The sequence below is a fragment of the Halomonas sp. 3F2F genome (genome assembly GCF_014897805.1).
GTDB lineage: Bacteria > Pseudomonadota > Gammaproteobacteria > Pseudomonadales > Halomonadaceae > Vreelandella.
This window is the reverse complement of sequence record NZ_JABUZE010000135.1, coordinates 39,594-59,297: the sequence shown is the minus strand read 5'-3', so window position 1 is coordinate 59,297 and position 19,704 is coordinate 39,594. Positions and strand designations below refer to the sequence as shown.

Genomic DNA, 19,704 nt, shown 5'->3' with positions numbered 1-19,704 from the left:
TTAACCTGAACAAAGCCTTGTCTCGACCAACAATGCAGTGATCAGTGCCCCATCAAAAGCGCACGGTAAGCGCGACGCCATTCGGGCCACTGCCACTGCTGGGTATTCAACAGTGCTGGTTGGCTAGCGGGGTCAGTTAACCAAGCGTGCAGTCGTTGATAAAGCCCCTCTTGTGTGCCATCAAAGCGATAGTCGTTCGGGTATAACTCGGGGAAACACAGCCTGTCGGGTACTAGCGGAATCGCGCCGCGCTGGGCAGCTTCCATAATGGCTAACCCCTGGAACTCGTGCCATGTAGTGGAGACCACAATACCGCCGCCCGCTAGCAACGCTCGATAATCCGCTTCTGGCTGCGGCCCCCAGCAAATCGTATGCGCCGCCAAGCGTTCTTCTGCCTCATCAAAAATGGCAGGTACCTCCCGAAAGCGCTGCCCAATCACCGCCAGCTCAAAAGGAACCTGCTGCTCACTCAGCTTGAACAGTACTGCAAAGAAATCCTCGGGATTTTTATCGTACTCCCAGCGATGATTCCAAATAATCCGCCGTGGGTGTGGGTTTGTCTGGGGAGAAGCCGCTAGCGGCATTATTGGCACGGGCAACACTTTTGACTGTTGGCGTAAACGCTCTAATGGTTTAGCTGCTGGCAGGTTTTCAGGCATCTTTTTTAACAACCGCCGCGCGCCGTCAAAAAAAGAGTCGCGGTTGTAAGCGGTATTAAACACTAATGTATCCGCCGCCAACGCCGCGTATAAATTGACCATCTTGGCCTCTACCTGGGAGATCTGATCGCTAGACTCCGGGTAGGCAAACTGGTTTTCATGAAAGTAAACAATTTTTCTGGCACGCCCTAAATGCGGAAATAAGCCAACGAGCGTAGCAATATCGACCATCGAAGTGGCTAATATAACCTCATAGGATTCACTCAGCGTCTCGTACTCTTTTAACCACCAACTCAATGGGTTGCCGCGGATTCGCCACGAAAAGTGGCGTGGTGGCAAGCTAAGCAACGTCCAAGAGAGATCGTTGACTTCGGCCATCAGACTGTGGGCCCAATAGCGGTGACTAACAGCCTCGTAAGCAGACAATAATAAAACGCGCATAAACACCTTAATAAAAAGCCCACTAAGCGAAGTAAACAGCAGCCACTTGATGAGAGACATTACGAGCATTCGGCCAAGGTCGTCTTGGCCTAACCTGCCGCGCTACATACACTCTAATCAAACACCTAACAACGACCCCTTTAGGGAGGGCATCATGGCCAAAGTACTCGTGGTCGACGACGAGCCCAATATTGTACTGTCTCTGGAGTTTTTAATGGAGCAGGCAGGCTTTCAAGTTGTCACCGCCTACGACGGAGAAGCCGCACTCGAACGTATCAACGATTCCGCCCCCGACCTGCTGCTGCTTGATATCAGCCTGCCCGGAATCAGCGGTTTTGATGTACTTGAGCACCTTCGCCGTTCAGAAGCGACGGCCCAACTGCCGGTCATTATGCTGACCGCCCATGGGCGAGATATCGAACGTGAGAAAGGCCTAGCGCTAGGGGCTGATGACTACATCACCAAACCGTTTTCGACCCAGTCGCTAATTGAAAAAGTTAAATCACTGCTCAATGGCAACCCACAATGACCCGCGACGGGCTCCCTAAACGTCAGCGACTCATTGGCCTATGGCTGCTGCTAAGTGGTATCAGCTTGCTGGGAGGCGCTATTTTTGCTGCGTGGCTGGATGCTCAGCTTTCGCCTACTGGCCCTACCCGTGTAGCGCTCTGGTTGGGCAGTTTTTCCGGCGGTGCGACGATATTTTTAGTTGGCCTGCTACTAGAACGCATGCTGTTCACCCCTCTACGCCATTTGCAGGTTCAACTGGCCAGATTAGTGGCAAACCCAGATGCTCGTGATGAACACCTACCAGAAGGCTGGCTGAAAGGGCTTGGCCCTGACCTACGAAGAGTGCGCGAGAGTTGGCGCATTGACCGCAATCAATTAGCCACGGCTCATGCCGATGGCGCACGTAGCGCCGCAAAAATACGTCGCGAATTAGAAACGCTGCTGCAAGTACTCGAAACCCCCTTATTACTATGTGACCACCACCGCCGTTTGATGCTATTCAACCAGGCCGCGGAAGATTTCTTTGTCGATAATACGGCGTTGGGCTTGGGTAAACGCTTAGAAGCGCTACTACCCGTTGCCAGCCTACAACAAGCGCTTAGCCAACTTCCCGCGGATGGTTCGCCCCGCGAACTGCTTGCCCCCTGTGATAACCGCTGGTTAAAGGTCGTGCTACGTCGAGTTCCTGGCAGTGATGGAGAAACACTACTAACGTTTAGCGATGCAACCGCTTCCTGGTCAAATGAAATGGGTGTTAGAGCAGAACTCGCCACCAAGCTCCCCCTACTACGCCAGCATACGGCAAGCCTGACCAGTGCAGCGGATGCACTGATACAACTGCGCCATAACGGCACCGAGAACCCTATGTTACGCCAGCGGTTCGAGCAGGTAATCCAAGAGGAAGGCGCTACCCTAGGTGATAATGTTGGTCAAATCGGACAGTTATTGGACGATTTGCAACATCAAGGTGAGCGTTTGACTCCCATGTGGTCGAATGACTTCTGGCAAGCCCTGGATGAACGCTTAGATCCAGCGCATCGACTCATCACCCCCGTCGGCATGCCTGCCTGGTTTAAAGGCGACGCACCGGCACTGATTGTTCTGTTTGATTCCTTAGTCAAGCATCTTAACTCTCACCTGCCGGTTAGCCATTTTGAAGGTGAGATATGCCTTGGCAACAAGCGGGTTTATTTGGACTTAATTTGGCAAGGCAGCCCCTTGCCAGAGCATGAGCTAGCGAAATGGCGTCGCCAGCCCCTGCCATCGCTACCACTTAATCCGCTGGTGTCTGACGTACTGCGTCAGCATGCGAGCGATATTTGGAGCCTTGCTGACGATGATGCTATTCATGCACGCCTGCGCCTGCCGCTACCAGCCATGGAGCGCGTTGGGGCGCCTCGAGAAACTGCACCTCCGCGACCAGAGTTCCATGATTTCGGCATTGCTGACCTGCCGCCGCCCGATGAGGAATTGGCTAACCGCACGTTACGCAGTTTAGAGGTGGTTGCGTTTGATACTGAAACCACCGGTCTTGAGCTACGCCGAGGGGATACGGTGATTAGCCTGGGGGCTTGTCGGGTGGTTAACGCTCGCCTGTTGGCCAGCGAAGTTTTTGATCAAAAAGTCGACCCGAAACGCTCAATCCCCCCTACCAGTACAGCAATACACGGATTGACAGATGCTGATGTGGTCGGTGCACCGCCCCTTGATATTGTCCTAACGCGCTTTCGAGATTACGTCGGTGAAGCGGTTTTATTAGCGCATAATGCCGCGTTTGATATGCTCGCCATTACTAACAAAGGGGTTGTCTTTGATTTGCCTGTCATCGACACCTTATTAATCTCAAGAGCATTAGACGAAGCGTTAGATGGGCATGATTTAGATACGTTGGCACAACGCTACGACCTGACGTTCCCACCAGGCACTCGCCACACGGCGCTTGGTGACGCCCGTGTAACCGCTGAATTATGGCTAGCGTTGTTACCCCGGCTTGAAGCACGTGGCGTGGATACGTTAGAGCAGCTGTTGGCGCTGCAGGCCAACGCGTTTGATCGCCAAGATGCCAGCGCCTCATGAAACATCCAGGCTCACGGCAAATCGAGCGTTTAATAGCCTTATTCGCCCTAGCAATACTGCTCTTCAGCCCCCCGCTGATTATCATGGTTGACCGGCTCACCTCTTTGAGCATGAGCTGGTTACCGCTTTATCTGTTTATTGCTTGGGGCGCGGTAATTGGCCTCACCGCCTGGTTAATGGAACAACGTTCGGGACGCTGATCATGCGTACAGATGCAGTGATTCTAGGAACGGCATTTGGCTATTTGGCGCTGCTGTTTGTCGTCGCCGCGTGGGGGGACCGTCGTGCCGAGCAGGGCCGATCATTAATTGGCTCGCCCACGGTATATGCGCTGTCGATTGCCGTTTACTGCACCGCATGGACGTTCTATGGCAGCGTGGGACGCGCAGCAGACCACGGCCCCAGTTTCCTGCTTATCTATCTTGGCCCAACCCTGGCGATGCTTCTCGCCCCTGTCGTCATTCGCAAAATGGTGCGCATCGCATCCCGCCAGCGCATCACTTCTATTGCTGATTTTATTAGTGCTCGTTATGGCAAAAGCACCAGCTTAGGCGCACTCGTTGCATTAATGGCCCTCATTTGTATAACGCCCTACATTGCGCTGCAGTTAAAAGCGATCACCGTTAGCCATGCAGTACTGGTGAACTATCCCAATACAGCGGATGCCACCCTGGTTGATGAGCGTTTCTGGCTGGACAAATCGCTTTGGGTCGCCTTAGTGCTTGCGGTATTTATTATTCTTTTCGGCACCCGTCATCTCGATGCCAGTGAACGACATGAGGGCATGGTTGCTGCTATTGCCTTGGAATCACTGGTGAAGCTAATTGCGTTTATGGCCGTCGGTATTTTTGTGGTATTTGTGTTGTATGAAGGCCCCGGCGCGCTATTCGCCAGCGTCGCCACGATGCCAGAAATAGCGGAAAAAATGGGGTTGGAAAGCGTACCAGGCGGTGCCACTGGCTGGGTCGGAATGCTAATACTGGCCTTTCTGGCCTTTTTAACCCTGCCTCGTCAGTTCCAGGTGCTGGTTGTCGAAAATGTCGATGAACAGCATTTAGCCAGGGCGAGCTGGTTATTTCCGCTTTATATGTTGCTCATCAACTTGTTTGTTATTCCTATCGCCTTTGCTGGCCTTCTGTTAGGTGCTGGCGCGGGTGATTCCGATAGTTTTGTGCTGACACTACCCCTTTCTGCAGGGCTTGAAGGATTACCCTTGCTGGTATTTATAGGCGGTCTTTCAGCAGCTACTGGCATGGTGATTGTTGAAACGATTGCACTTTCTACCATGGTGAGTAACCAGCTCATTATGCCCTTACTGCTAAGAACTCAACGCCTTCACCTGAGCACGTCCGGCGAGTTGGCAGGTTGGCTGTTGGGCATTCGCCGAATTGCCATCGTTTTGATACTGCTGCTTGGCTATCTATATCACGCGCTGATTGGTGACTCCTACAGCCTTGTCACTATCGGGCTTGTCTCCTTTGCTGGGGTGGCACAATTTGCCCCAGCCCTGTTAATTGGCCTCTACTGGCGTGGCGCGACTCGCCAAGGAGCCACCGCTGGCTTAATCGCAGGCTTTTTAGTCTGGTGCTATACGTTACTGCTGCCAGGTTTTGCACAATCCGGTTGGTTAGATGCAACGTTTCTAACTCAGGGGCCATGGGGCATTTCATGGCTGATGCCTTACCGCTTATTTGGCCTGGAAGATTGGGATATTTATTCCCACGCACTGCTGTGGAGTATGCTGGCAAATGTTGGCTTACTGATTGGCGTGTCACTTTTTAGCCGCCCTACGCCACTTGAGCAAACCCAAGCCGCCCTTTTCACTGGCGCCTTACACCCTAACTTGCAAACGACCTCTTTATGGAGAGGACAGACGACTCAAGGCGCCTTAAAAGAATTACTTATTCGCTACCTTGGCAACCAAGTCACCCATCGGGTGTTTAACCAGAGCATTAATAAAAGCGACTACCGCTCAGACGAACCGGCAACAGCCGATCTAATTACCCGTTCAGAGCAGGCGTTGGCAGGTTCACTTGGCAGTGCATCAGCGCGCGTACTGATCAATTCAGTGGTGCGTGGAGAAGCACTGGATCTTGAGTCGATTTTGAGTATTTTAGACACTACGTCACAAACCCTGGAGTACAACCGTCGGCTAGAGCAAAAATCACAAGAATTAGTCGCCGTCAGTGACGAGCTCCGCAGTGCCAATGAACAGCTGCGCGAGCTTGACCGCCTGAAGGACGAATTTGTCGCTATGGTAAGTCATGAGCTTCGAACCCCGCTAACCTCGATACGCGCGTTTGCCGAAATATTACGCGATAGTGATCAATTACCCGATGAAAAACGCCATCATTTCCTGGGCGTTATTGTCCATGAGAGTCAGCGTCTTTCGCGTTTAATCGAGGAAATTCTTGACCTTGCGCGCTTAGAGAGCGGTCGCCTGACGCTTCACCCGGTTCCCCTCGACCTAGCAGCCCTAGCGAGGCAGAGCATCGATGCGGTTGCTCGATTACATGAAGATCGAGGTATTACCCTCGATATCAGTTTAGCGGCTGACCCCGCCATGGTGGTCGGTGATCAAGACCGCTTGGAGCAAGTCATTATTAACCTGCTCGATAACGCCAGCAAATTCGCTGACCGCCAGCAGCCTCAAGTGCGGCTGGCACTTTATCGGCACCGCAATCATTTTCGTTTAAGCGTTGAAGATAACGGACCCGGTATCAGCGCTGACGAACGTGAGCGCGTGTTTGAGAAATTTCATCAAATACAGCAAAGCGGCGAAACACCACGCGGCCGCCCCAAAGGTAGCGGCCTTGGCTTACCTATCAGCCGAGGCATTATTGCTCACCTTGGTGGAAGACTTTGGGTGGAAGACGCTAAAACGCTGGGTGGCGCATGCTTAACCCTAGAGCTGCCAGCAGCTCCTAAGGAGTCAACTCTAGGTAACTCTTCGCAGCTTACGGGGGAATAGCCGTTATAAGCGCTTTACTTGGTTAACAAACGCTTTGATTTGCTGTAAATCAAATTTCAGCAGTAGCCGCTCATCATCACGAAGACGTCGCAGGTCCACCCAGCCGTCGGCGGTTTGCCCGTGAGACTTATTGTGGCGCTGCTGCTCTAGAAGCAAGTGCTGCATACGGCTAAAAGCGGCTAGCAGTAAGTTCGATTGCTCCTTCGTCAACGTACGTGTGAAATGGGCAAGTGCCGTTAGTCGTTCACGTGTGCCTATCTCACGTCGCTGGTAGCGCACACAGAGTAATCGGGCAGCGCTTATTAACGGCATCAATCCTTGTCGCTTGAGGTCGATTGCTTGGTCATAGGGAGCCGCTAGCCCAGGATGTGAAGCAATGCGACCAAACCGGTCAAGCGCCACCGGCAGCTCATCTAACAACGCCGCCATTTCATTCATGAACAAAGGCGCGCTTGAGAGAGTTGAGCGCACCCGTTGGCCTAACGTTTGTGCAAACTCAACATTCCCTGCCACAGGATAAAAATCGAGCCATATATTGGTTTGCTGCACCCGCTTAACCTGACGATCCGCACTCCAAATTACAAATTGCTGCTGCCATTCGCTCAAGCGCTTGCGCCACATTGGCCAACGCGCCATGACATGGCCACGGCACAGCGGAATGCCCGCTTCATCTAAGCGTTGTGTAAAACGTTCGCCTAGCGCCTGAAAGTAGCCATCAATTTCAACGTGTCGAGCGTCAGGATAGTCACCAATAATCAGCGCATTGTCCTGGTCAGGCCCAAGCAAGCTTTCAAAGCGTGCCGCCGAGCCGAGCGTAACAACGCAGTAATCCACTGGCGGCTTACCCCACCCTTGTGCCTGCATTTCATCTAGCGCTGCGGCAATCGATTGACGATAAAGCCAAGCGATGTGGTCACTAATGAGTTCGCTAATACGCCAAGCAGGCAAGTCATAACGCAGCAATGTCTCAACAAAAGAGAGCTGTGCGGCATAGGCGTCAGATAAGGATGGATTAAAAAGAGAGGTATGCGTGTAAAAATCGCGAAGTGGAGCACTTAGCGCCGAGATATCCAATGAGCCATGATGACATACCAAGGAGCGCCAAGGGGAAGCACGATAGACCATGTGCATACTCCGCTCCTCAACTAAACGAAAAGCTTGCTAGGTGTCACTAGCATTACGAGGATCAGCCGTAAACATCTCCTCACCCACTTCATCAATAAAGCGCTGCGCTTTAGCGACCATCATCGCATCACAGGCTTCACGGCCTGGCAGCATGTCAGAGCGTTCAAAGCGGTGCTCGTGAGTAACGCCCTCGCCATCTAACTTACGGATCCAACCGCTAACGCGAAATTGTCCGCTTTGGTTATCAGGCTGAGACACAATTAAATACTCTTTATATTCAACTGGCTCGGCCGCTTTGGTGGCTCCTTCCGAGGCGCCAGCCCCCGCGCCACCCAACAGGCCAGAAAATAGTTTTTTAAACATTCGGACTCCTTCGCAATAAAAGCGGCCAGACGTCGTCTGGCCGCTTAGCATGCTTAGCTCTGTTGACGACCTTTACCGGCAGCAATCCGTAGACGCAATGCATTCAGCTTAATAAAGCCTTCTGCGTCTTTTTGATCGTACGCGCCCGCATCATCTTCAAACGTTGCAATCGACTCATCAAACAACGACTGCTCGGACTTACGCCCTACAACCGTTGCATTGCCTTTATAGAGCTTCATGCGAACAACGCCCGCGACGTTTTTCTGTGTTTCGTCGATCGCCGCTTGTAGCATACGACGCTCGGGGCTCCACCAATAACCGTTGTAGATCACTTCAGCGTATTTAGGCATTAGTTGATCTTTCAAGTGCGCTTCTTCACGGTCAAGCGTCAGCGACTCGATGGCGCGGTGAGCACGCAGCATGATTGTGCCCCCTGGTGTTTCATAGCAACCACGGGACTTCATACCAACATAACGGTTTTCAACGATATCCAGGCGGCCAATACCATTATCGCCACCTAGTTTATTAAGCTTTTCAAGCACTTCATGAGGCTTAAGCGCTTCGCCATCAATAGCGACGATATCGCCATTCTCAAACGTCAGCTCTACATAAGTCGGCTGCTCAGGCGCGGCTTCAGGAGAAACACTCCAACGCCACATGTCCTCTTCTGCTTCGGCCCATGGGTCTTCCAAAATGCCGCCTTCATAAGAAATGTGCAGCAGGTTGGCATCCATGGAGTACGGTGATTTTTTCTTTTTATTAGAAAAATCAACGGGAATATTGTGCTCTTCGCAATAAGCCATCAATTTCTCACGCGAAGTAAGATCCCACTCGCGCCAGGGCGCAATAACCTTCACGCCAGGCTTAAGTGCGTAACCACCCAGTTCAAAACGAACCTGATCGTTCCCTTTACCTGTTGCACCGTGAGAAATGGCATCAGCGCCCGTCTCATTAGCAATTTCAATCAAGCGCTTAGCAATCAACGGACGAGCGATAGAAGTACCGAGCAGATACTCGCCTTCATAGATGGTGTTCGCTCGGAACATTGGGAATACGTAATCGCGAACAAACTCCTCGCGAAGATCTTCGATATAGATCTCTTTAACACCCAGTGCTTGAGCCTTAGCGCGTGCGGGCTCGACTTCTTCACCTTGACCGATGTCGGCTGTAAAGGTCACTACCTCGCAGTTGTAGGTCTCTTGCAACCACTTAACGATAACGGATGTGTCCAGGCCGCCTGAATACGCCAGCACAACCTTTTTGACATCGGACATTCTTTGCTCCTTGTTCATGAAAAGTAGTTCACCCAACGACACCGCGCAGAGCGCAGTGCAATAACATAAACTACGAGTATAGCGCTCTCAATGCTCAGCGAATACCGTCAACGACGCCTAAGGGGTAAAGCTGCTAGAATCATAGCCAACAAAGGGGTTGCTTTAACCGCTTATTCTAACTACTTACTCGCTTTACTAAGGAGAGCTGCATGAGCGAGGCATTTGCCCGCGAATTGATGGCCCAACGTTTTCGCAGTTATCTGCCGGTTGTCATTGATTTAGAAACGGGTGGGTTTAACGCCCAAAGTGACGCAGTACTCGAAATTGCTGCCGTGACGCTTACCATGGACCCTGACGGTAATTTATTACCCGACGCCACTTACGCGTATCACATTCATCCGTTTGAAGGCGCGAACGTTGAGCAATCCGCCCTTGATTTCACAGGCATTAATCTAGATGACCCACTGCGTCGCCAAGTGGCGCTAAGCGAATCTGAAGCGCTAGGTGAAATTTTTCGCCCCATCCGCAAATCAATCAAGGCACATGGGTGCTCACGGGCAATACTGGTTGGTCATAATGCTGCCTTTGATCATGGCTTCCTAAATGCGGCGGCGAACCGCTGCAGCGTAAAACGGAATCCGTTTCATCCTTTTTCCAGCTTTGACACAGCAACCCTGGCAGGCTTTGTATATGGCCAAACAGTGCTTGCTCGTGCGTGCCGTGCGGCAGGTATCGAGTTTGATAACAAGTCCGCCCACTCGGCCCGCTACGATACCGAACGCACAGCAGAGCTCTTTTGTGCGATGGTCAACCGCTATAAAGACTTAGGCGGATGGCGGCTGGCTCAGCAGGAACAAGAACTGGACGACAGCGAGTAATGAGCCTCCAAGATGCACCCACAGTGGCTTTGCGCTAAACTTCGCGGCTGCAGGCCACGCGTTTGCACGATCTTTCTACGTAAGCGTGTCATTAGTGGTAAGCGTGCCATTAGTGCGCGCTGCTTAATGCACGATTATGAAAACAAGCAAAGGGGCGTCATTTCCCCTTGCTTGAATACTGTTTTAACTACCCGTTTTCAGGAGATGAGACGTTTCCATGGCCCAGCATAATGCCTTTTACGCCCAGTCCGGTGGCGTTACCGCCGTCATCAATGCCAGCGCCTGCGGCGTTATCGAAGCTTGCAGACAAGCGCCCGACCAGATTGGCAAGGTATATGCCGGTCATAACGGCATTATCGGTGCCTTAACGGAAGACCTCATCGATGTGACTCAAGAGAGCGATGAATCGATTGCTGCCTTACGCCATACGCCTGGCGGTGCCTTTGGTTCCTGCCGCTACAAGCTGAAAGATATTGATACCCACCGTGCTCAATACGAACGCTTAATCGAAGTTTTCAAAGCCCACGATATTCGCTACTTCTTCTACAATGGCGGCGGTGATAGCGCAGACACCTGCCTTAAAGTGTCCCAACTGTCAGAAAAGCTCGGCTACCCGCTAACCGCGATTCATGTGCCGAAAACCGTTGATAACGATCTGCCTATTACTGATAACAGCCCGGGGTTTGGTAGCGTTGCCAAATATATTGCCACCTCTACCCGTGAAGCATCGCTGGATATCGCGTCTATGTGCGCCACATCCACTAAGGTATTCGTCCTTGAAGTGATGGGTCGCCATGCTGGCTGGATTGCAGCAGCGGGCGGCTTAGCAGGAGAAGGCGAAGGCGAGCCGCCTCACCTAATTATCTTTCCTGAAGTATCGTTTGACCGTAAAGCGGTCATGGCGCGCGTTGAAGAGTGCGTTCAGAAGTACGGTTATTGCGTCATCGTTGTCTCTGAAGGCGCACGCTATGAAGATGGCACTTTCCTTGCCGATGCCGGCAATACGGATGCCTTTGGTCACCGCCAGTTAGGCGGCGTAGCACCAACGCTGGCTGGAATGGTGAAGCAGGACCTGGGGTACAAGTACCACTGGGCAGTTGCTGACTATTTACAGCGCGCGGCGCGCCACTTAGCCTCTAAAACCGACGTTGAACAAGCCTATGCAGTGGGCCGCGAGGCGGTAACATTAGCACTTGCAGGCAAAAATGCCATGATGCCCGCCATACGCCGTATTTCACAGGATCCCTATCAGTGGGATGTCATCTCGGCGCCGCTGTCACAAGTGGCTAACCAAGAAAAATTCATGCCACGGGATTTTATTAGCGAAAACGGTTTTGCGATTACACCTGCTTGCCGAGCGTATCTCTCTCCGCTCATCCAGGGCGAGGATTTCCCTCCGTTTGAAAACGGTCTGCCTAAAGTAGCTAAGCTAAAGCTCGCAAAAGTGGAACAAAAACTACCTAAATTCACGCTGTAAATAGTTAGCGTGTTATAAAAACGGGGCGATGAAAGCATTCATCGCCCCGTTTTTTATGGTTAGCGTTTATTAATTGAGCAACGTTACGCTTTTAGCGCAATAACCAGGAAAGCACTAATAAGAGCAGCAGAATACCCGCCACCCCCTGCCAAAAACGCCGTGACTCTTGGCGAGGCTCCTCACGGCTGGGCACGCGCCCTAACGGGACTCTTAAGGCATGCAGAAATTCGGAGAGCCGTCTAAAACGTAGTGCACGCTGAGGATCTAGCGCACGACGCAACGCGTCATCAAGCTCAGTCGATATTTCTGGATTGGTTGTTCGGGCACTACGGTAGCTGAGCTCTTCAAGATCGGTGTGGCTGCGCAGTCGATTAGGCGTCAACGTATAGGGCAATGCCCCTGTCAGCAACCAATAGACCGTTGATGCCAATGAATACTGGTCACTGCGCCGACCTACGCTATCACCTAGTGCGTACTCAGGGGCCGTGTGTTCATTAAAACCAATTTGGCGGAGTAGCTCGCCCGAGTGGCGATGGCCATCCACCTCGCGCATGTGGCAGGCACTGAAATCTGCTAACACGAGTTTGCCGTGGGGGTCGATCAGCACATTATCAGGGTTAATTTGCTGATGAATGATATCGCGATGATGCAACGCTTGAACTGCTTTACCCAGTTGATTGGCGATATCCAGACGCTGCACCAAACTCGCTTGTGGGTGCCTTTCTGCCCACTGGCGAAGCGTTTCACCTTCAACGTGCTGCATTAGGTAATAAAGGTAACGGCGTGGTCGTGACGACTGCATTACTTTGACTACAAAGGGCGAATTTACACGCTCTACCACCCATTGCTGCAGTAAAAAATGTTCCAGATAAGCGTTACGCAAAGAGAGTTCTGGGCTGGGTGCTTTCATCACCATTTCACGCTCTGAATGCACATCACGGACGCGATAAACTCTTGATTGCGCATTACGTGACAGCACCGACAGCACCTCAAGCCCATCAAACCGCTCTCCTGGCGTCAGCTCGGGGGGAATAGGCAGGTCACCATAAATAAGCCCTGGGTGATCTTCAGACTCTTCCGGCAGCTCATCAATACGCAGCAGTTGGAAGCAAAATTGATCACCTCCATACCCTCTATCTTGGGCACGCTGCTTTGCTTCGCTCGCTAGGCACTCACAGGCGGCGTCTAGATCACTGGCATTTTGGCGGATCAGACGAACGTAATCAGATGGCATTAAGGTGCCACGGACGCCCTGAGTAGTAAAAACAAAAAAGTCGCCCTGTTTAAGCGGTAGATGGGTATAGTCGATATCGACGCTGCCATCCATCCCCAAAGCACGTGAGGGGTAACGATAGCCGCCAATATCGGTCACATGGTCGCGGGTTAGCTGCTCGAACTCAGCGCCTCGCAATCGAAAAACTAACGTATCCCCCATATGAAATAGGTGCGCTTCACGCTCGCGAAAGACCATCGCGGATAGCGAAGATACGAAACTTCCTTCTTTAACATGCTTGCTTTGGCTGTAGCACCACCCATTGAGAGCACGAAGCACCCGGGTTGCCGACGTTTTCGTGTCCCAGTGGTCAGGCGTCGAGTAATAGTCAGCCAAAAAACCGCGAACACTTAAATCACCTGCCTGTTTAGCCAAGGTGTTACGAGAAATCGAGTCACTAATAACTGCGCAACCCCCTTTTACTTTCAACAGCTGCGCATCAGGCAACCGCACCGACATAGAGCTACGGTGTAGACGCCGATCAGGGGCCACAAAGGCCTGGCCATAACTAATTAGTAACTGGGCGTGCGCCAACTCATCCTCCTAGGCTTTAGGCTCTTCATGGGAACCACACAGCGGTTATGATACACGCTGATCAAGGGAAGCGATGCCCGCCAAACGTCGTGATGGCGAAAAACGACGCTTATTTTTGGATTCATCGTCATTGTTAGCGGCACACACCTATGTCGCATTGGTAATCCACTAGCCAACTTCGTATAATTCTCCGCCATTAATGCAATGCATCAACTGCTTAGCCTTCGCACTAAATAAGCCAAGCCAAGGAATAAACGATGAACTTCGATAACATCCCCGCTGGAAAGGATCTGCCCAACGATATTTACGTGGCGATCGAAATTCCCGCTAATCACGCGCCGATTAAGTATGAAATCGATAAAGATATGGGTGCCTTGCTGGTTGACCGCTTCATGGCAACCCCCATGTTCTATCCGGCTAACTACGGCTTTATTCCCCACACCCTGGCCGATGATGGCGACCCGCTGGATGCCTTGGTAGTTACCCCCCACCCCGTGGCTCCGGGCAGCATCATTCGCGCTCGCCCTGTTGGCATTTTGAATATGACCGACGAAGCAGGCGAAGATGCAAAATTGGTGTGCGTCCCGCATCCCAAGCTGAGCACGCTGTATGATGATGTTCAAGAAGTGACTGATCTTCCTGAATTGCTACGTCAGCAAATCGCTCACTTTTTCGAGAACTATAAAGACCTCGAAAAAGGTAAGTGGGTGAAAGTAGAGTCTTGGGAAGGTGTTGAAGCGGCACGCAAAGCGATTGAAAAATCAGTCGCGGCTTACCAAAAAGCTTAACCTATCGGGTTGAGCGATAACGCCAGACCGCGCTTCCTCTTAAAGGCTGCCCATGTGGCAGCCTTTTCTATTATCTGTCGTTTAATTCCGAGACCTGAGATTCAACATTAACGGAGTATGAAGAAGCGCGTCACGTCACCGCAGCATCTACGCTGACATCACAAGGTAGGATATGCTATTTCAAAATTTCCCTGATACGTCTGCGTAAGGATACTTCGTGTTGTCTTTTAAGCGTTTAAGTCTGTTACTGTTACTCTGCTGGCTTCCCCTGCTAGCCCATGCTCAGTGGTTTTCCTCTTCCAGTAATCAAAGCGATTTTTTACCTGTCCTAGAAGCCTTTCAACCTACCGCTTGGCATGACGGCAGCGCCATTTATATTGGTGTCGATATTGCGGACGACTATTATTTATATCGCCACCAATTTAGCGTTAGCAGCACAACGGACGCTGTATCCCTTGATGAGCCGCTACTTCCGCAAGGAACATTCACAACTGATGAATTCATGGGCGATGTGTATGTTTTTCGTGACATATTAGTCTTTGAAACGCCATTTTCCCCGCCCTATAGCGGCCCGATCGATATTGAACTGACGTTCCAAGGCTGTGCCGACGCAGGCCTTTGCTACCCGCCGGAAACCGTATCGCTTGATGCCTCAGAGTCATCTCCCCCCTCGGCCTTTGCTGACTGGGACGCTGCAGATCAAGCACTGCCAGGCGCTGAAGGCAGCGACGACCAGCAAATTAGTCAAACCGCGGGCACCAATAGCAGCGCTGAATTCTCAGCCCCACAAAGCGAAGATAGCCGCTTTAGCGCATTGCTCGGCAGTGCCAGCCTCCCTCTTGCCTTAGGGTTATTTTTTATCGCCGGACTGGGCCTTACTTTCACGCCCTGCGTCCTACCGATGGTGCCTATTTTGTCTTCCATTATCGTAGGACAAAAACCAACTCGGCCCCGAGCGTTTGTACTCTCAGCCAGCTATGTATTGGGCATGGCGTCCACCTACGCGTTAGTCGGTGTGCTAATGGGCCTGTTTGGCGCGGGCTTAAATCTTCAGGCCCACCTGCAATCAGCGCCGGTGCTAGTTACCTTTGCTGTTCTATTTACGCTATTTGCCTTAGCCATGTTCGGGGCGTTTGACTTAAGAGTTTCACCGCGGCTGGCCGCTAAAATTGACGGTTGGCAAGCACGTGCACAGCAAAGCGGCCCTGCAGGCCTAGCCCTGGCAGGCGCACTATCGGTATTAGTGGTTTCACCCTGTGTAACGGCCCCACTTGCCGGTGCGTTGGTGTTTATTTCTTCGACCGGAAACGCTGCCATGGGCGGAGCTGTTTTATTTGCACTAGGCCTAGGCATGGGTGTGCCACTGCTATTAGTGGGCACCTTTGGGGCAACGCTGCTACCCCGCTCAGGCGCTTGGATGAACGGCGTTAAAATTGCCTTCGGATTGCTATTACTGGGCGTTGCCATTTGGATGGTTGAGCGATTAGTACCGCCTTCGCTGGCACTTTTGCTCTGGGCAGCGCTGGCCATAGGTAGCGCACTCATGTTGGGCGCCTTAAATATGAATCAGCCACAAGGCTGGCCTAAAGCACGACAAACATTAGGACTGATGTTACTGGCATGGGGCATTGCTCTTGTCATTGGCGCAGCCCAAGGCGGCAGCAACCCATTGCGCCCCTTAACGGTATCCAGCGCCTCAACGGACAGCGGCACGCCGCAAGCAACGCTTGCTTTTCAGCAAGTTGATGAACTGAGTGCACTTGAAACCGCACTCTCTGAAGCCGCGAGTGCCCAACAGCCTGCCTTTGTTAATTTCACTGCTGACTGGTGTATCTCCTGCAAGCTAATGGAGCGCGATGTTTTTCCAGACCCCAATGTGGTCGCTGCATTGAACGATTTTCGCCTGATTGAGGTCGATGTCACCAATACGGATGCGCAAAGTCGGGAACTGCTAAACCTCTTTAACTTATTTGGCCCACCAAGTCTGCTTTTTTTTAGCCAGGGCGAAGAAGTGCGAGATGCACGCATTCAAGGTGAAATAACGGCTACCCAGCTGGTACAGCACCTGGAAGCGTTACGGCGCTGGCAACAAGGCTGAGCTGAAGCCTATGACCACCTTGTGTCGCGAACGTCGTCAAACGGTTGTTTAAATAACCAGCAACGAGCTTATGTCGGCCTTCACTAGACATGCCCGTACTTTTTCGGCAAACTTCGCAGCCATATCAGCTAAAATCTTCATGTTTTAGGACTTAGCACCGGGTAACGTTCAAGATCGTGCAGCGTTCTGTTCATTTTCAAACAAGGTTTACTGCGCTGTGACAGCGCTCAATGCAGCTGGCGATACGATACTCAACTGCATTGCGATTAACTTTCATCACTTTTGGGGCAACAGGTATGGATATTCGTAAAGTTAAAAAACTGATTGAACTCCTCGAAGAATCAAACATTAGCGAAATCGAAATTCAGGAAGGCGAAGAGTCCGTCCGCATCAGCCGCCATCCGAATGGTGCAACGTGGCAGCCTCAGCCGATGCCACAGTACGCTCAAATGCCGCCTATGCAGCAGGCGCCAGCTCAACCCAGCGCTCCGGCTGCTGAGGCAGAGCCCCAAGGCGTAAGCTATCAAGGTGAAGCGGTTAACTCACCCATGGTTGGCACGTTCTACCGTAGCCCAGCACCCGGCGCCAAATCGTTTGTGGAAGTTGGCGATACGGTTAAGCAAGGCGATACGGTATGTATCGTTGAAGCAATGAAAATGATGAATCAAATTGAAGCCGATCGCGACGGCGTCGTCGAGGCCATCCTAGTGGAAGACGGAGAGCCGGTGGAATTCGATCAACCTATGATCGTCATCGCTTAATCTTTCACAACAACACGGGTGGATTCTCCCATGCTGGACAAGGTACTTATCGCAAACCGCGGCGAGATTGCCCTTCGTATTCTCCGGGCCTGTAAAGAGCTAGGCATTAAAACCGTTGCGGTTCACTCCAAAGCTGACCGTGAATTGATGCATGTTCGCTTGGCCGACGAAGCGGTATGCATCGGCCCCGCCTCCTCAGCGCAGTCGTACTTGAATATTCCTGCATTAATAAGCGCTGCTGAAGTGACGGATTCAAGCGCCATTCATCCTGGCTATGGCTTTCTCTCGGAAAACGCCAACTTTGCTGAGCAGGTTGAGCGCTCTGGCTTTACCTTTATTGGCCCGCGCGCGGAAACTATCCGCCTAATGGGTGATAAAGTTAGCGCCATTGAAGCAATGAAGGCCGCAGGTGTTCCTACCGTGCCTGGCTCAGACGGCCCGCTAGGTGATGATGATGCTACCAACCTAGCCACAGCACGCCGCATTGGCTATCCGGTAATTATCAAAGCGGCTGCCGGCGGTGGTGGCCGCGGTATGCGGGTGGTACACACCGAAGGCCATCTGCTTTCAGCCATTACTGTCACCCGCACTGAGGCGCACTCGGCATTTGGCGATGGCACGGTTTACATGGAAAAATTCCTTGAGAAACCCCGCCATGTTGAAGTTCAGGTGCTGGCTGACGGGCAAGGCAATGCTATCCACCTTTATGATCGCGACTGCTCTTTACAGCGTCGCCACCAAAAGGTTCTGGAAGAAGCGCCTGCTCCTGGCATCAACCCGGAAGCGCGTGCAAAGGTGCTCGAAGCATGTCGCCAAGCGTGTCTCGAAATTAACTATCGTGGCGCGGGCACCTTCGAGTTCCTATACGAAGACGGTGATTTCTTCTTTATTGAAATGAATACCCGTGTACAGGTAGAGCACCCTGTCACCGAGATGGTCACAGGCGTAGATATCGTTAAGGAACAGTTGCGCATTGCCTCCGGCCTGCCACTTTCGATTCGCCAAGAAGACGTAAAGATCAATGGCCATGCCTTTGAGTGCAGGATTAATGCAGAAGACTCGCGTACGTTTATGCCCTCCCCAGGCAAAGTCACTCTGTTCCATGCCCCCGGTGGCCTTGGCGTGCGTATGGACTCTCATCTGTACACTGGCTACACCGTACCGCCTCATTATGATTCACTGATTGGCAAGCTAATCACCTGGGGAGCTGATCGCGAGATTGCCCTAACGCGTATGCGCAACGCCCTAGATGAGCTACTGGTTGAGGGGATCAAGACCAATATTGACCTGCAAAAAGATTTGGTGAGAGATAGTTATTTCCGCCAAGGCGGCGTCAATATTCACTATCTTGAAAAGAAACTCAGTAGCTAATATCTGCAAAAGCGATATAGATAGCTGATAATGCTCAACGGGGTGGCCATAGCCACCCCGTTATTGTTTTACCTTTGCGTGAATGCACGTACGCAGTGGAGATTACTGATGCCCTGGCTCCAACTCAAAGCCCATGTTGCTCCAGAACAAGCCGAACTACTCGAAGATCTGCTGTTAGAAGAAGGCGCAACGGCCATTGGCCTACAAGACGCCCACGATGATCCCGTCTTCGAACCTGAGCGAGGCACTACCCCGCTTTGGCAAGATACAATTCTGACCGGCCTATATGACGACTTAGGTGGCGTTGAAGCCATGCTTGAGCGTATTCAGGCCGCTTGGTCTGAGCAAGTCCCCGGCGAACCCTGCCCAACGATTGAGTATGAACTATTAGCCGACAGAGACTGGGAAAGAGAGTGGATGGATGACTTTACGCCGTTGCGAATGGGCCAACGGCTATGGATTGTGCCGAGCTGGCATGAGCCACCAGAAGCCAATGCTGTCAATCTCATTCTTGACCCAGGCCTTGCATTTGGCACTGGCACCCATCCCACGACAGCGCTTTGCCTGGAGTGGTTGGATAGCCTAGCAGTTAGTGGCGAACTGGAAGATAAAACCGTTCTGGATGTGGGCTGCGGCTCCGGCATTCTTGCCATTGCCGCACTAAAGCTCGGTGCTATCCATGCGGACGCCACTGATATAGATCCACAGGCACTTCAGGCAAGCCGAGACAATGCGGCGCGCAATCAGATTAGCGACGCACAATTGTCGCTTTACTATCCAGAACAACTGAACGACGGCCACTACCCCGTCGTCACGGCTAATATTCTAGCGGGACCATTAGTTGAGTTAGCCCCAATGATTGCAGGTCATGTCGCGCCCGGCGGACAAATAGCACTGTCTGGCATTTTAGCTAACCAAGCGGATGAGGTCTTGCAAGCCTACGAAGCCCAGGGCTTGACAATGGAAGAGCCCACAATTCGCGAAGGGTGGGTTCGCCTATCAGGCCACCGCGCTGTTTAATCTAGCCAACGGCCTTCACCCCATCGCCGAGTAGGCGTATCATACGCCCCCTTGAAACGCCTACTCGGCGATTATTATCTGTATC

Annotated in this window: 16 protein-coding genes; 11 read left to right on the top strand and 5 right to left on the bottom strand. The window is 52.0% G+C overall.

Going from position 1 to position 19,704, the window contains the following annotated elements; all coding sequences use genetic code 11:
* Positions 1-41: 41 nt before the first annotated feature.
* Positions 42-1,100 carry a tRNA-queuosine alpha-mannosyltransferase domain-containing protein gene (locus tag INT21_RS15010; RefSeq protein ID WP_193085397.1) on the bottom strand — a complete coding sequence of 353 codons (1,059 nt, stop codon included), beginning with the start codon at positions 1,098-1,100 and terminating at the stop codon, positions 42-44.
* A gap of 154 nt (positions 1,101-1,254) precedes the next feature.
* Here INT21_RS15010 and INT21_RS15005 point away from each other — a divergent pair, with 154 nt between their 5' ends.
* The 4 genes from INT21_RS15005 to INT21_RS14990 are packed head-to-tail and all read left to right on the top strand — an operon-like array spanning position 1,255 to position 6,657.
* A complete protein-coding gene (locus tag INT21_RS15005) occupies positions 1,255-1,629 on the top strand; it encodes a response regulator transcription factor (RefSeq protein ID WP_038484719.1) in 375 nt (124 codons plus the stop codon).
* On the top strand, positions 1,626-3,686 hold the full coding sequence (locus INT21_RS15000) for a 3'-5' exonuclease (RefSeq protein WP_193085396.1): 2,061 nt from the start codon (positions 1,626-1,628) through the stop codon (positions 3,684-3,686). Before INT21_RS15005 ends, INT21_RS15000 begins: the two co-directional genes overlap by 4 nt.
* Positions 3,683-3,886: a hypothetical protein gene (locus INT21_RS14995; RefSeq protein ID WP_089038462.1), complete on the top strand. Its 204-nt coding sequence runs from the start codon at positions 3,683-3,685 to the stop codon at positions 3,884-3,886. The genes INT21_RS15000 and INT21_RS14995 overlap by 4 nt, the downstream gene beginning before the upstream one ends.
* 2 nt (positions 3,887-3,888) lie before the next feature.
* Positions 3,889-6,657: a sensor histidine kinase gene (locus INT21_RS14990; RefSeq protein WP_193085395.1), complete on the top strand. Its 2,769-nt coding sequence runs from the start codon at positions 3,889-3,891 to the stop codon at positions 6,655-6,657.
* 3 nt (positions 6,658-6,660) lie between these two features.
* On the opposite strand, the gene INT21_RS14985 is transcribed toward INT21_RS14990, so the two are convergent.
* The 3 genes from INT21_RS14985 to INT21_RS14975 are packed head-to-tail and all read right to left on the bottom strand — an operon-like array spanning position 6,661 to position 9,419.
* Positions 6,661-7,788: a DUF294 nucleotidyltransferase-like domain-containing protein gene (locus tag INT21_RS14985; protein ID WP_193085394.1), complete on the bottom strand. Its 1,128-nt coding sequence runs from the start codon at positions 7,786-7,788 to the stop codon at positions 6,661-6,663.
* A 30-nt stretch (positions 7,789-7,818) separates the two neighbouring features.
* Positions 7,819-8,145 (bottom strand): HlyU family transcriptional regulator, encoded by a 327-nt coding sequence (locus INT21_RS14980; RefSeq protein WP_089038465.1) that lies wholly within the window; start codon positions 8,143-8,145, stop codon positions 7,819-7,821.
* A 53-nt stretch (positions 8,146-8,198) separates the two neighbouring features.
* On the bottom strand, positions 8,199-9,419 hold the full coding sequence (locus INT21_RS14975) for an argininosuccinate synthase (protein ID WP_038484737.1): 1,221 nt from the start codon (positions 9,417-9,419) through the stop codon (positions 8,199-8,201).
* Between the two features lie 209 nt (positions 9,420-9,628).
* On the opposite strand from INT21_RS14975, the gene rnt reads away from it, so the two are divergent.
* The gene (rnt, locus tag INT21_RS14970; protein WP_038484741.1) at positions 9,629-10,297 is read left to right on the top strand and encodes a ribonuclease T; all 669 of its coding nucleotides are present in this window, start codon (positions 9,629-9,631) and stop codon (positions 10,295-10,297) included.
* A 217-nt stretch (positions 10,298-10,514) separates the two neighbouring features.
* Positions 10,515-11,774, top strand: a complete 1,260-nt coding sequence (locus INT21_RS14965; protein ID WP_089038466.1) for a 6-phosphofructokinase — start codon at positions 10,515-10,517, stop codon at positions 11,772-11,774.
* A gap of 91 nt (positions 11,775-11,865) precedes the next feature.
* On the opposite strand, the gene INT21_RS14960 is transcribed toward INT21_RS14965, so the two are convergent.
* A complete protein-coding gene (locus tag INT21_RS14960) occupies positions 11,866-13,581 on the bottom strand; it encodes a bifunctional protein-serine/threonine kinase/phosphatase (protein WP_193085393.1) in 1,716 nt (571 codons plus the stop codon).
* 257 nt (positions 13,582-13,838) lie between these two features.
* On the opposite strand from INT21_RS14960, the gene ppa reads away from it, so the two are divergent.
* The 5 genes from ppa (at position 13,839) to prmA (ending at position 19,619) form a co-directional block, all read left to right on the top strand.
* On the top strand, positions 13,839-14,369 hold the full coding sequence (ppa, locus tag INT21_RS14955) for an inorganic diphosphatase (RefSeq protein ID WP_009724723.1): 531 nt from the start codon (positions 13,839-13,841) through the stop codon (positions 14,367-14,369).
* A gap of 217 nt (positions 14,370-14,586) precedes the next feature.
* Positions 14,587-16,467, top strand: a complete 1,881-nt coding sequence (dsbD, locus tag INT21_RS14950) for a protein-disulfide reductase DsbD (protein ID WP_193085392.1) — start codon at positions 14,587-14,589, stop codon at positions 16,465-16,467.
* A 296-nt stretch (positions 16,468-16,763) separates the two neighbouring features.
* Positions 16,764-17,228 carry an acetyl-CoA carboxylase biotin carboxyl carrier protein gene (accB, locus tag INT21_RS14945; protein ID WP_089038468.1) on the top strand — a complete coding sequence of 155 codons (465 nt, stop codon included), beginning with the start codon at positions 16,764-16,766 and terminating at the stop codon, positions 17,226-17,228.
* 30 nt (positions 17,229-17,258) lie between these two features.
* Positions 17,259-18,599 (top strand): acetyl-CoA carboxylase biotin carboxylase subunit, encoded by a 1,341-nt coding sequence (gene accC, locus INT21_RS14940; protein ID WP_125748228.1) that lies wholly within the window; start codon positions 17,259-17,261, stop codon positions 18,597-18,599.
* Between the two features lie 108 nt (positions 18,600-18,707).
* On the top strand, positions 18,708-19,619 hold the full coding sequence (gene prmA, locus INT21_RS14935) for a 50S ribosomal protein L11 methyltransferase (RefSeq protein ID WP_125748230.1): 912 nt from the start codon (positions 18,708-18,710) through the stop codon (positions 19,617-19,619).
* Positions 19,620-19,704: the final 85 nt, after the last annotated feature.

Bases quoted from the DNA above. Each gene is read 5' to 3' on its own strand.
- prmA (WP_125748230.1), top strand. From the start codon at position 18,708: ATGCCCTGGCTCCAACTCAAAGCCCATGTTGCTCCAGAACAAGCCGAA.
- INT21_RS14990 (WP_193085395.1), top strand. From the start codon at position 3,889: ATGCGTACAGATGCAGTGATTCTAGGAACGGCATTTGGCTATTTGGCG.
- accC (WP_125748228.1), top strand. From the start codon at position 17,259: ATGCTGGACAAGGTACTTATCGCAAACCGCGGCGAGATTGCCCTTCGT.
- accB (WP_089038468.1), top strand. From the start codon at position 16,764: ATGGATATTCGTAAAGTTAAAAAACTGATTGAACTCCTCGAAGAATCA.
- INT21_RS14995 (WP_089038462.1), top strand. From the start codon at position 3,683: ATGAAACATCCAGGCTCACGGCAAATCGAGCGTTTAATAGCCTTATTC.
- rnt (WP_038484741.1), top strand. From the start codon at position 9,629: ATGAGCGAGGCATTTGCCCGCGAATTGATGGCCCAACGTTTTCGCAGT.
- ppa (WP_009724723.1), top strand. From the start codon at position 13,839: ATGAACTTCGATAACATCCCCGCTGGAAAGGATCTGCCCAACGATATT.
- INT21_RS14975 (WP_038484737.1), bottom strand. From the start codon at position 9,419: ATGTCCGATGTCAAAAAGGTTGTGCTGGCGTATTCAGGCGGCCTGGAC.
- INT21_RS14985 (WP_193085394.1), bottom strand. From the start codon at position 7,788: ATGCACATGGTCTATCGTGCTTCCCCTTGGCGCTCCTTGGTATGTCAT.
- INT21_RS15010 (WP_193085397.1), bottom strand. From the start codon at position 1,100: ATGCGCGTTTTATTATTGTCTGCTTACGAGGCTGTTAGTCACCGCTAT.
- INT21_RS14980 (WP_089038465.1), bottom strand. From the start codon at position 8,145: ATGTTTAAAAAACTATTTTCTGGCCTGTTGGGTGGCGCGGGGGCTGGC.
- INT21_RS15000 (WP_193085396.1), top strand. From the start codon at position 1,626: ATGACCCGCGACGGGCTCCCTAAACGTCAGCGACTCATTGGCCTATGG.
- INT21_RS14965 (WP_089038466.1), top strand. From the start codon at position 10,515: ATGGCCCAGCATAATGCCTTTTACGCCCAGTCCGGTGGCGTTACCGCC.
- INT21_RS15005 (WP_038484719.1), top strand. From the start codon at position 1,255: ATGGCCAAAGTACTCGTGGTCGACGACGAGCCCAATATTGTACTGTCT.